The sequence below is a fragment of the Pseudochrobactrum asaccharolyticum genome, assembly GCF_003314995.1.
Taxonomy (GTDB): Bacteria; Pseudomonadota; Alphaproteobacteria; order Rhizobiales; family Rhizobiaceae; genus Pseudochrobactrum; species Pseudochrobactrum asaccharolyticum.
In genome coordinates, this window is record NZ_QNRH01000003.1 from 552,763 (window position 1) to 565,198 (window position 12,436).

At 51.2% G+C, this 12,436-nt stretch carries 12 protein-coding genes; all 12 read right to left on the reverse strand.

What is annotated here, in order from left to right; translation table 11 throughout:
- Nucleotides 1-41: 41 nt before the first annotated feature.
- The 12 genes from efeB to DFR47_RS10935 all read right to left on the reverse strand — a co-directional run bounded on the left by efeB (nt 42) and on the right by DFR47_RS10935 (nt 12,346).
- Complete coding sequence (gene efeB, locus DFR47_RS10880; protein ID WP_374788374.1) at nt 42-1,370, reverse strand: iron uptake transporter deferrochelatase/peroxidase subunit; 1,329 nt, start codon at nt 1,368-1,370, stop codon at nt 42-44.
- A 3-nt stretch (nt 1,371-1,373) separates the two neighbouring features.
- Complete coding sequence (efeO, locus tag DFR47_RS10885; RefSeq protein ID WP_113944421.1) at nt 1,374-2,552, reverse strand: iron uptake system protein EfeO; 1,179 nt, start codon at nt 2,550-2,552, stop codon at nt 1,374-1,376.
- Nucleotides 2,553-2,561: 9 nt separating this feature from the next.
- Nucleotides 2,562-3,383, reverse strand: a complete 822-nt coding sequence (gene efeU, locus DFR47_RS10890; protein ID WP_113944422.1) for an iron uptake transporter permease EfeU — start codon at nt 3,381-3,383, stop codon at nt 2,562-2,564.
- A gap of 386 nt (nt 3,384-3,769) precedes the next feature.
- Nucleotides 3,770-4,063: a TFIIB-type zinc ribbon-containing protein gene (locus DFR47_RS10895; RefSeq protein ID WP_113944423.1), complete on the reverse strand. Its 294-nt coding sequence runs from the start codon at nt 4,061-4,063 to the stop codon at nt 3,770-3,772.
- Between the two features lie 96 nt (nt 4,064-4,159).
- Nucleotides 4,160-4,828: an epoxyqueuosine reductase QueH gene (locus DFR47_RS10900; RefSeq protein ID WP_113944526.1), complete on the reverse strand. Its 669-nt coding sequence runs from the start codon at nt 4,826-4,828 to the stop codon at nt 4,160-4,162.
- A gap of 76 nt (nt 4,829-4,904) precedes the next feature.
- Entirely contained in the window at nt 4,905-5,588 is a 684-nt protein-coding gene (locus tag DFR47_RS10905) for an ABC transporter ATP-binding protein (protein ID WP_374788375.1), read from the reverse strand.
- Nucleotides 5,588-6,337, reverse strand: a complete 750-nt coding sequence (locus DFR47_RS10910) for an ABC transporter ATP-binding protein (protein WP_113944424.1) — start codon at nt 6,335-6,337, stop codon at nt 5,588-5,590. The genes DFR47_RS10905 and DFR47_RS10910 overlap by 1 nt, the downstream gene beginning before the upstream one ends.
- Entirely contained in the window at nt 6,330-7,301 is a 972-nt protein-coding gene (locus DFR47_RS10915; RefSeq protein ID WP_113944425.1) for a branched-chain amino acid ABC transporter permease, read from the reverse strand. Before DFR47_RS10915 ends, DFR47_RS10910 begins: the two co-directional genes overlap by 8 nt.
- A 54-nt stretch (nt 7,302-7,355) precedes the next feature.
- A complete protein-coding gene (locus DFR47_RS10920) occupies nt 7,356-8,276 on the reverse strand; it encodes a branched-chain amino acid ABC transporter permease (protein WP_113944426.1) in 921 nt (306 codons plus the stop codon).
- Between the two features lie 149 nt (nt 8,277-8,425).
- Complete coding sequence (locus tag DFR47_RS10925) at nt 8,426-9,574, reverse strand: ABC transporter substrate-binding protein (RefSeq protein ID WP_113944427.1); 1,149 nt, start codon at nt 9,572-9,574, stop codon at nt 8,426-8,428.
- Nucleotides 9,575-9,675: 101 nt separating this feature from the next.
- Nucleotides 9,676-10,545: an alpha/beta hydrolase gene (locus DFR47_RS10930; RefSeq protein WP_245416534.1), complete on the reverse strand. Its 870-nt coding sequence runs from the start codon at nt 10,543-10,545 to the stop codon at nt 9,676-9,678.
- 250 nt (nt 10,546-10,795) lie between these two features.
- The gene (locus tag DFR47_RS10935; RefSeq protein ID WP_113944428.1) at nt 10,796-12,346 is read right to left on the reverse strand and encodes a L,D-transpeptidase family protein; all 1,551 of its coding nucleotides are present in this window, start codon (nt 12,344-12,346) and stop codon (nt 10,796-10,798) included.
- Nucleotides 12,347-12,436: the final 90 nt, after the last annotated feature.

Consider the following 12,436-nt stretch of genomic DNA (forward strand, 5'->3'; position numbering starts at 1 on the left):
ATGTTTTTAGTATTGCAACCGTTTTTGCAAACGGCTGTGGGTTAAACTTTGTTATCCGGATGCTTGCGGATTGCCTCTACCAGAGTGCTGCCGAGATAATCTTTTTCGCTCACGGCACCCGGCAAAATATAGAAATATCCGCCACCGACCGGCTTGATGTATTCTTCCAGCGGTTCACCATCAAGCTTGCGCTGCACAGCGATAAAGCCCTGTTCCAGATCGGCCTGATAGCAGATGAAAAGCAGCCCCTGATCAAGCTGGCCGGACTTGGTGACGCCATTCGAATAATTGAACGGACGGCGCAGAATGAGATTCTTCTGCGTGGCATGGCTACGGTCATTGGCCAGACGGATATGGGCATCCATCGGCGTGACCTTGCCCTTTGGATCTTTGCTGTAATCTGGAACCTGACTTTCTTTGGTGCCGTCGAGCGGCGCACCGGAATTTTTTTTACGGCCGAAAATCAGTTCCTGCTCCTGCAGTGGTGTGCGATCCCAGCGCTCAACAAAATTACGGATGATGCGTACTGCCTGATAGGAACCATTCACCGCCCATTCCGGTTCCTGATGCGCCTCTCCCACCCAGACCAGCTGGTTCATCAGGTTCTTGTCACCGGCATCAGGATTGGCAGAACCATCACGGAATCCTAAGAAGTTCCGCGCACTTTCCACCTCACCATCCGGTGACGGCGGGATCACCGGTACATTGCCTTCCTGTTTCCAGCGCAGGAACATCAGGTCAGACATGGTTTTGAGAATATCGCGCAAGGCGTGAATATTGGTGTCTGGCGTATTAGCACAAAATTGCAGCGACAGATCACCGTGGCACAGATCAGCGACCAGTGCATCATTCGGAAACTTGGTCATACGTTGCAACAGTTTCGGCTTATGCGGCTGCAACCACGGATGATGCTCGAACAGGCTGTCACCAAGCCCTACTGTCATCGTCAGATTATCCGGCCGGATTTCAGGGCCGATAATACCGGAATCCGCAGGCGGCAGTTTCGGGTCAAGTTCCGGCGGTGTGCCGCCCTGCGTAAGAAAGGCGATACGCAGCGTGAGCGTGCGGAACAGGCGCTCCAGATCATCTGGCGTTTTCACCAGCACATCAAACGATGCGATCAGACCATGTGCCGGACGCGCATTGGTAATGCCTGACTGATGAATGCCATAAAAAGGCTGGCGCTGATGGAAACCGTTACTGCCCACCGGTGCATCAGTCACATGATGCTCAACCGTTTGCGGCGCTGCCGGTGTCTTGGCAAATGCACCGGTGACATTCCCTGCAACGCTGCCGCCCAGAGCCAGCCCCAGACCTTTCAGCACATTACGACGATTTGCGGAGGGGCACTTATCCGTTTCCTTGGTCATCATTCACTCCAGTCCGATTGCAGCGGCAAGTTTGCTGATGGCAGTGCTCAAGGCTTTCGCCTTCTCTGCCAGCGCTTTACGGGCGCCGTCATCAATATCTGTATAGGAACGTGTAGTTTCACCTGCAGAGAGGCTAGCGAGATCACTGCGCAGTTCGTGCAAAGCAGCCATCACAGCCTTTGTTTCATCAGCCGCCGGTTTTTCACTCAGCGGTTGTAACAGGTTCAGCGTCTTTTCCACGCCATCAAGTTTGGCGCTGATATCTGTCAGGTCGAGATGGGAATAAGCGTTATCACCGCTTAAAATCTGCCCCTCAGCCTGCTGATTGAGGAAAGAGCTGGTGTTACGCAACAGCATATCCGGCGTCAGTTTCGCAGCCTTCAGACGGTCTTTCAGCGTGCTCAGGTCAATGGTGAGCTGGCTTGCGAAAGGCGCCAGTCCGTCCGTACTATTCGCACCCCAGAGGCCGGATTCAATGCGATGGAAACCGGTAAATGCCGGATCATCTTCACGCTTTTCAAGATAGGTGGCAACAGGATCAATCTTTGCTGCCAGATCGGCAAAACGTCCGCCAATGACTTCGATACGTTTATAAGGTGCACGTGCCTGCAGATAGGCGGTGCGTGCTGCTTCCAGATCACCGGCCTCGATTGCGGCTTGCAGTGTTTCTGCCCCTTTCAGCATGGCATTGCTCTGCATGGCGAGAAACACTTTATACTCCGACAACATACCGATGAAAGCACGGGTATCAGGCTTTGCCGCAGCAGAGGCTTCGGAATGTTCAGATGGTGTTACAGTCAGCTTGCCGCGCGGGTTGGAGAGCAATCCGCAGGTAATTTCATATTCCCCCGGAAACAATTGCGCACGAAGAATGGATTTCATACCGGGAATAATGTTTTCCCGCTCTTCCACCACCATCACGCCGTCAAGAATTTCCCACTCAACAGGGCGGTCAGAACGGTTATGAATTTCAAAGCTATGAAAGCCGGAAGGCAGTGTCAGATTCATCGGATCGCAGGCTTTGGCACCAACCTCAATCGGGATCAGTTTCTCATCACCGGCAGATTTCTTGGTAATGGTGGCATAATAGAACAAACCACCGGCAGCGACGGCCAGAACAGCCGAGCCCGCAACCGCAAGTTTCATTAGGCCAGAGGACTGTGAGGATTGATTTTTACTCATAATAGCCTCTTACGCACTGACTGGTTTTTGAACAGGCAATGGCCGCAGATAAATCGCCAAGGCTGCAAACAAGACGATGAAATAGATCGCAACTTCACCAACCGCTGGTGTATCGTGATAACCTAGCAGGCCTGACATCACGGTGCCCAACGGTGAGGACAATGGCAGTACATGGCTCAGATCCCATGCCGGTGCCTGCAGATAATTCCAGATGCCCGCCTCATGCAAACTGCGCAAGGCGCCGGAAAGCAGACCGGCTGCAACGAAAATAATCAGGATACCCGTGCAGCGGAAAAACAGACGCAGATTGAGACGTAAGCCTCCGTGATAAATCAGGAAACCGAGGACAACGGATACGGCAATTCCTAAAAAAGCTCCGAGCGGCGCTGCATAGCCTTCACTCTGCTGGAAAATCGCCAGCAGGAAGAATACGGATTCCAGCCCTTCACGCGCTACCGAGAAGAACACCATACCGATCAGCGCCCATGTCGCCGATTTGGCAGCCAGCGCATGCTCAACAGAATGCTGCAATTCATCTTTGAGAGAGCGGGCGGCTTTTTTCATCCATAACACCATGGACATCAGCACAATCACCGCAACAAAGCCGACGACGGCCTCAAACAATTCCTGCATTTTTTGCGGGAATTCTGCACTGATGATCTGCAATGCAGCTCCAGCCAGAAAGGACAAAGCGATTGCCAGAAAAATACCAACCCAGACGGCAGGCATATAGGAAGATCGTCCGGTCTTGTTCAGATAAGAAGCAATAATACTTGTGAGAAGAGCAGCTTCCAGCCCCTCACGCAACATAATCAAAAACGGTGCCAACATCGGCGTGCTCTCAGTGTCGTTTAAACGCGTACAGACGCAGGCGCCTGTGCAACAATAAAGATGCCTGGGCCGGAACAATCACCAATTCAGCAAAAGCAGAGGTCTAAGCAAAGCATAGGAAATATGTCAATTACAGTCACCTTTTACACGAAACCGTTATTTCCGACAATGCAAAAACGCAGACGACAACTGCTTTTTCTTAAGTTTAGAAGTACAGAACAAAATTAATGTCCTCTTGTAAAAGCAAGAGAAAATCCGGCCACCTCTTTTGAAATGCGACCAGTCAGAGGCGCCGGACGGTGCAGGCAATGCCGCTTATAATGTTAAAAACAAAAAAGCCCGTACTGGTGATTCCAACACGGGCTTTAAAAAGTTATCTCTTAGGATCAGAAGTCGAAGAGTTCACCCAGCAATGACTTCTTTTTCCGATATGGCTTACCATGGCCGTAATCATCATAATCACTGCGGTCGCGATCATGATCACGGTCACGGGAACGTTCGTCGGAACGCTGTTCGTCCCTGCTCGCCGTACGCACCGGCTCGGCAGGCACGGAACGCTCAATAATCTTGTCCAGTTCGCCGCGATCCAGCCAGACACCCCGGCATTTCGGGCAATAGTCGATTTCAATTCCCTGCCGGTCAGACATGACAAGCTCGGTATTATCGATAGGGCAAAGCATTAATGAGAGCCTCCTGATTGATCAAGATTGGCACTTGGGTTTCAGAATACGGCTTTTCAAGAGACGTCATCAATATTTCATCAGGAAAACAGTAAATTATGACTCCGCATCATTGTTCTCTTTGCCATAATAGTTTTTGCCCAGTTCGATCGGCTCGCGGCCACGCTCACGGCGGGACATATTGGTATCGCGCAGGGAATAAACACAGCCGCAATATTCCTGCTGATAAAATTCTTCCCGCTTGCTGATTTCAATCATACGGGCAGAGCCACCGGCTTTGCGCCAGTTATATTCCCAGAACGTGATGCCCTCATAGCGATTAGCCGCCCGCACACCACAGCCATTAATCTGTTGCAGGTCTTTCCAGCGGGAAATGCTCAGTGATGAGGTAATCACCGGAAAACCGTTTTCATAAGCATAAAGCGCAGTACGCTCAAAACGCATATCAAAACACATGGTGCAGCGGATACCGCGCTCCGGTTCCCATTCCATGCCGCGCGCACGGGCAAACCAGTTTTCCTTGTCATAATCGACATCGATAAACGGCACATTATGCTTTTCTGCGAAACGGATATTCTCGTCTTTACGCAGCAAATATTCCCGTTCCGGATGAATATTCGGATTGTAGAAGAAGATCGTATAATCCACACCAGACGCAGTCATGGCTTCCATGACTTCACCGGAGCATGGTGCACAACAAGAGTGCAACAATACTTTTTTATGGCCATCGGGTGTTGTGAGCTCTGGGCGAATATAATCAGTCATTGGCAATCTATAGCCAAAGCTATAGCATCTTCCAACTGCTTAATAGTTTAACGATAGAAAACCACAACTTACACTATTAAACGCCGAGATACTGATCCTGTAATTCCGCAGTCAGTGTATCGGGTTTACCTTGCCATACTGTGCGCCCGCGTTCCAAAATCACACAACGATCCGCAACCGGTAGCAGTTCCGACAGGGTTTTATCGACAACCAGAATGGATTGCCCGCGGCGCTTCAGCTCCCGCACAGCTTTCCAGATTTCCTGCCGGATCACCGGTGCCAGACCTTCAGTAGCCTCATCCAGCACAATCAGTTCCGGATTGGTCATCAATGCCCGTCCGACTGCAAGCATTTGTTGCTCGCCACCTGACAGAGTATTCGCCTGTTGTTGACTACGCTCTTTCAGTCGCGGGAATAATTCATTCACCGCTTCAAGCGTCCACTCGCCTTTGCGGGCTGAAGTCAGCAGATTTTCCACGACAGTCAGATTAGGGAAACAACGCCGCCCTTCCGGTACAAGCCCGAGGCCAAGCCGTGCAATACGGTAAGGCGGCATTGCGGAAATATCGCGCCCCATAAAGCTGATTTTACCACGCCGCAGCGGTGTTAATCCGAACACAGAGCGGATGGATGTGGTTTTTCCCATACCATTGCGCCCCATCAGAGCAACGACTTCGCCTTTGCTAACTTGCAGATCAATACCAAAAAGTGCCTGCGACGAGCCGTAAAATGTTTCAACCTGATTGAGTTCCAGCAACATCAGACAGCCTCCCCGAGATAGGCTTCACGCACCAGCGGATTACTGCGGATTTCCGCAACTGTTCCGCTGGCAACTACACGGCCATAAACCAGCACAGAAATACGGTCGGCCAGCGCAAAAACGGCATCCATATCGTGTTCAACCAGCAAAACCGGCACTTCTTCACGCAGAGCATCCAAAAAGCCGGTCAGTTGCTTGGAGCCTTCAGGCCCCATACCTGCCATAGGTTCATCCAGCAGCAGTGCTTTGGAACGCAGCGCCAATGCAATCGCAATTTCAAGCTGACGGCGTTCACCATGCGACAGCTCAGCACTGGTAATATGCATCCGCTCTGCTAGGCGCATACGCTCAAGAATAGCCGAGGCCTCATCTCTCAAGCCTGCATCTTTCATTACCGGTTTCCAGAAACGAAAACTCGAGCCCTGCCGTGCCTGCAAAGCCAGCATGACGTTGCGCAGCGCAGAGAATTCCGGCATCAGTGATGAGACCTGAAAAGTGCGCCCCAAGCCCAGTTGGGCACGTTGTGTTACGCGCAATTGTCCGACATCCTGCCCGTCAAAACGGATTGTGCCGCCGTCATGTTTAATGGTTCCGGCAATCTGCCCGATCAGTGTCGATTTTCCCGCACCATTCGGGCCGATCAATGCGTGAATTTCGCCTTTACGCAAACTCACACTGACATCATCCGTCGCCTTTAACCCGCCGAAACATTTGCAGAGATTTTGAATATCCAGAATTGGTTCAGCCATGACGGAGTTTCCCTGCAAAGAGGCCGATAATACCACCGCGTGCAAACATCACCACACCCAGTAAAATCAGACCAAAGAAGAGCTGCCAATGCTCGACCATACCACCCAGTGCAAATTCAAACAGCACATAGAGCACAGCGCCGATGAACGGCCCGAACAAACGACCGGTGCCACCGAGAATAATCAGCACGATCAGCTCGCCGGACATGTGCCATGAGAACATCGACGGGCTGACAAAACGATTGAGATCAACAAATAATGCGCCAGCGAGTGCTGTGATCATTGCGGAGAGCACAAAGGCTACAAGACGAATACGCAGTGGCGCGATGCCAACCGATGACAGACGCAGTTCATTCTGTCGTGCGCCTTCCAGAGCCGCACCAAAACGGGAATTACGGAACCGTGAAAACAGAAACAACACGACCATCAATACGGCATAGGCGATCAGGAAGAAGCTCAGCGGTTTCAGCGTGTTTACACCGGGGAAACTATTACGCATCGCCAGAGGCAGGCCATCTTCACCACCGTATGCCGGCCATGAAATCGCGAAATAATAAATCATCTGCGCAAAGGCCAGCGTTATCATAATGAAATAAACGCCCGACGTCCGCAGACTAATGATGCCGATCGGCAGGGCAATCAGTCCGGCAACCAGCATGGCTACCGGCCAGATCACCAGCATCTGATCGCTGCCGGAAAACCAGTTGAAAATTGCCGTTCCGTCCGATGCATGGCTTGCAAGAATACCGGCAACATAGCCGCCAATTCCAAAGAAAGCCGCATGGCCGAAAGAAACCATACCACCTAAGCCCAGAACCAGATTAAGTCCGGTGGCAGCAAGCGCCAGAATGGCAATGCGGGTGACGAGAGAAATATAAAATGTCTCTCCCATCTGATTGGCAATCAGAGCAACAACAGGCAGTGCCAAAGCAAAAAACAGGCTGATAGCTATCTCGCGTTTCATTGGCCTTGTCCCCCGCCTGCAATTTTCGCACTACTCAAAGAATATTTTGTGAAATCAGCCATTTGCAGCAAATAATCCCTGTGGGCGCATGGTGAGGATAATCGCCATAACAATGTAAATCAGCATGGATGCCAATGCGGTGCCAACCGTTGCCGCCTGAGATGTTTCCATAAACAATGCGAACAGTTTGGGCAGCAGAAAGCGTCCCATCGTATCGACCACCCCGACCAGAATGGCACCATATAACGCGCCTTTGACCGAGCCGATGCCGCCGATAACAATAACCACAAAGGCAAGGATCAGCACCGGCTCGCCCATACCGACCTGCACCGACTGCAAAGCGCCCACCAAGGCACCGGCAAGGCCGGCCAGCGCTGCACCGAGTGCAAAGACAATCGTATTCAGCTTGGCAATATCAACACCCAATGCACCGATCATTTCACGATCAGCCTCACCGGCACGAATGCGCATACCAAGGCGTGTCTTAGCAATCAGGAAATAAAGACCGACAGCGACGATAATACCCGCGGCAATAATCGCCAGCCTGTAGAGCTGGTATTGTGAGCCGCCGGGCAAAGTGACTGAGCCCTGCAACAATGGCGGAATATCCAGATACAGCGGGAAAGAGCCAAAAATCCAACGTGTAGCGTCAGAGAAAATCAAAATCAGCGCGAAGGTCGCCAGAACCTGATCCAGATGGCTACGGTTATAAAGCCTGCGGATCAGCACCATTTCCATAATGGCACCGGCACAGGCCGCCGCGATCAGACTGGCGATCAATCCGAGCCAGAAAGAACCGGTTGCGGTTGCCACAACAGCACAGGCAAATGCCCCCACCATAAACAGCGAGCCATGAGCGAGATTGATAACTCCCATGACCCCGAAAATCAGGGTCAGGCCGGCCGCCATAAGAAACAGCATAATGCCGAATTGCAGCCCGTTGAGTAACTGCTCAATAAAAAGTGCAGAAGACAAAACCGCGTCCGATCTGTTGAGTGCTTTTTATAAAATCTGCACAAAAGCTACCTGTAAGCTGTTCTATACAGCTTCACTTGTTGTGCAGGGAATGCGGTGATCGTGATGGTTGTTGCAGCGGTTTTATCCGCTGCAACAACCTGCAATGCTTAAAGTTTGCAATCTTTAGCGTAAGTATCCTGATGGTCAGTGAAGCTTGTTGCCACGATCTTATTGGTCAGAACACCGTCTTCTTTAATCACTTCGCGCATATAAATATCCTGAATAGGATGATTATTATTACCGAATTTGAATTTACCACGCACCGACTGGAAGTCGGCAGCTTTCATTGCCGCGCGGAATGTATCCTTGTCATTGATGCTGGCTTTTGCAGCAGCGGACAGGATCAGATTAGCCGCATCATAGCCCTGTGTTGCATAAAGCGACGGCAGACGGCCATATTCTTTTTTGAAGGCTTCGACATAGGCTTTATTCGCCTCATTATCGAGGTCTTTTGACCAATGCGACGAGTTTTTTACACCCAGTGCCGCATCGCCGATGGCGCCCAGCACATCCTGATCAAAGGAGAAGCCTGGTCCTGTAACCGGAATGGTCACACCCGACTGGGAATATTGCTTCATGAAGGCAACTCCCATGCCACCTGGCAGGAAGAAGTAGACGGAATCTGCACCGGAGGCGCGGATCTGAGCGATTTCAGCGGCATAGTCTGTCTGGCCTACTTTGGTATAGACTTCACCGGCAAGCTCACCTTTATAAAAGCGCTTATAGCCGGTCAAAGCATCGGTGCCTGCCGGATAATTCGGCGCAAGAATAAAGCTCTTTTTGTACCCTGCCGTATTGGCATAATTGCCTACAGCCTCATGCAGATTATCATTCTGATAGGCCGCATTAAAATAATTGGCATTGCATTTTGCACCGGCCAAAGCCGAAGGCCCCGCATTGGTGGAAACGTAGATTTTATCCTGCGCCACAACGCTCGGCACCACTGCCATAGCCAGATTGGACCAGACGATACCGGTCAAAATATCAACCTTGTCGCTCTGCACCATTTTGTCTGCGATCTGCACCGCCAGTTCAGGCTTTTGTGCATCATCTTCAACAATTACAGTGACATCTTTATTGCCGGATTGTTTGATCGCCAGCAGAAAGCCGTCACGGCTGTCAATGCCAAGCCCTGCACCGCCGCCGGACAGTGTGGTGATCATACCGATTTTAAGCGGCTCGGCCTGCGCGGCCTGCGAAAGTGCCAGTCCGAGCCCGAAACAGGCGGTCGACAGGCTAAGTGTCAGTTTTTTCATCAGTGTTCCCTCGTGATTATTGTTATTGGGTAGTTCAATAATAAATTACCAAGACTTACAAGCTTGCTTTTCAGACTCCGAACACAAAAATGCGAAATACTCTAAAGACATAATAATTTACGCGTCAGCGGATGATCCGCCTGTTCAAGTCCGTCCAGAATATTCATATGATGACGATCAGGCTCCTCAACCTGATCGATGCGGACATCAAAGCCGCTCCACAAATTCGCCAGCGCCCGGCTTTGACGAACGAATTCCGGTAGCTCCTCTGCTCCGACCCATGTGGTGATATCTGTACCTGCCAAAGGTTCTTGCAAAACCGGACTTTCAAGACGTGCCTGTTCCAGATCAAGCCTGAAATCTTTATTCATTTCAAGATTGAGCAATGGCCGTAAATCCGTCACTGCCGAGATCGGCACAATTTTGCGCAAGCGCTGTTGCAAGCTGCGGTTCAGTGGTGTTGTCGTCGTTGCCATCCGTGCCACCAGATGCCCGCCCGCAGAATGCCCTGCCAGATGCAATGGCCCTTCAACCATCGAAGCGGCCTGTATTATCGCCATTGCAATTTCAGAAGTAATTTGCGGAATGCTGGCCTGCGGACACAGCGTATAGGACGGAATAGCCACCGCAAAACCGTGCGCAACAGCACCTTGAGCCAAATGTGTGAAATAGGATTTATCGAAACGTAGCCAGTAACCGCCATGGACAAACATTATTAAGCCACGTGGCTGGTCTTGCGGTAAAACCAGATCCAGAAGATTGCGTTCTGCGGAACCATAACGCACATCCGCAGTAAAACGGTTCTGCGCTTGCAGCTCCTCACGAAACCGGCTGGATTTTTGATGCCAAAGTGGGGGATAAGACGCGGAATCCACAACATGCTTCACATTGGAATAGGCCTGCTCCCAATTACGGGTGCCAGATTTGACCATTCCGTTTTGTAAAACCGGTGCTGCCACTCCGTTGCGCATTCCCGTTCCTCCCGCCTGTGTTTCCGAACAGCTCTCTATTAACGGAAACACCTAAATATCTCCACAAAACAAAAAATAATTCAAGCATGAAATTTCATACTTAAACCATTTCTGTAAAATTGTTCTGCTGAAACTGAGAAGACCCGTGCAAACGGCTATTCTTTGAAGCCGCTTAAACACCTTATAAATGCATCAAGAAATCGGCTGCACGCCTGTTCATTGTCGAAACAAACAGGCGTGCAGCATCATTTTAGTCCTGCAAGCGATCACTTACCTTGCACAGGAAACACAATTCACTATGAGCCGGAGAGGTCAGGCTGGCGAAAATAATGGCGCCGTCATAAGGCATCACAATATCACGACCATCCGCTCGCTTCCCGATGACTTCCCCCTCGCTCACCGCTTCACCGGTGACAAAACGCTTGAGCAACTGATCATCATCATGATCCGCCAGAATAGCCTCGGAGATTTCCAATACGCGTAGCGATTTCGGCTTTTGCGGCGCATCTTTGATCATGCCAAGCGCGACCATGCCATTGATTACGCAATCATAACCAATTTGCGGGCCATTCGGGTCGAGATGCTGGCCGCACTCAACAGTCACACCGTAGCCACCGGCAAAGCGCATATATTCTGTCGTGCCAACACCATGCAACGATGACAGGCCTTCTGTTACACCGGCTTCACGCTTTTGCTTAATCGCCTTCTCATGAGCAGGCAGCCAGCCATGCACCAGCAGCGGCAGGTTCATAGCTTTTGCCAGCTTGCTCTCGGCAGCTTCATGGACAAAAGGCTCCAGCACACCCTGATTATCACGCGGGCCAAACAGCGCAAACGCCTCACCTTCCGAGCCGAAGGAATGCAGATCAATCAGCACATCATGAGCGCGCAACAGCGGGCAGATAACATTGGCAACACGGTCTTCATTATCCTGCGGGATTGCACTTTCCGACAAGTTGCGGTTGAAATTGCGGTCACCGATACGGGTATTATTGCGGAAGGCCAGACCATTGACCACCGGCACAAAAGTCACCTGACCACATTCCAGCTCTCGCTGTCCGCTACGGAATTCGCTGATCAGACGGCTGATTGCATAAGGGCCGGACGGCTCATTGCCATGAACAGAGCCGGTTACAATCAGGCGCAGCCCCGGTTTCAAACCATGAAATGTCACAGTTTCGATTGATTTCGGCGGATTGTTCACCAAAGGCGTCAGTGGTTTCACCACATCATTGATCGAAGAAATATCAATCACCATGCCCGGACGGACACGACGAGCCAGTTCCATCAAATGCTCATGGGCGACCACCACACAACCGGAGGTGCCGCTGTAATCAGGCCGTGCCGTATGCATGAAAATTGCCGAGCCACCACGCGCTTCCGGCAGTGCATCATTCCAGCCAACCGGAATAATCAGGTCAAACAGACGCTCGCCACGACGGGACGGTTGTGTGTCATCGGTTTCAAAAACCAGCTGATTGTAGAAAGGGCTATCAGCATCTTCAACCCAGCGGTAGTTTTCCGGCTTCGGCAGAAACGGAAAATCAAAGCTGCGCGGTTCATCGCCGAAGACTTCCGGATCGTAAAAACCATAGCGCAGCGGATGGCGTCCGCGTGGCGTCTTTCCGTCACCTTCACGTTTCAGCTGCGGGTCAATCAGACCATTACGGCCGATAGCGCATTTGACTGTCCAGTCATCAATGGTCAGCAGACCAATATGCGGATTTTGCGGGTCCTGACCGGTGCGGACAACGATTGTCGGTTGTTCGAGTGTTCCGACCATAAACGGATTTTGGCTCATAATATTCAACCTGTTTTGCAGCAATGACCGGAGCCTTTACCGCGCTCCGGACAGAATAAAAATTTACAATGCAGAGGCGCGATCAGACCG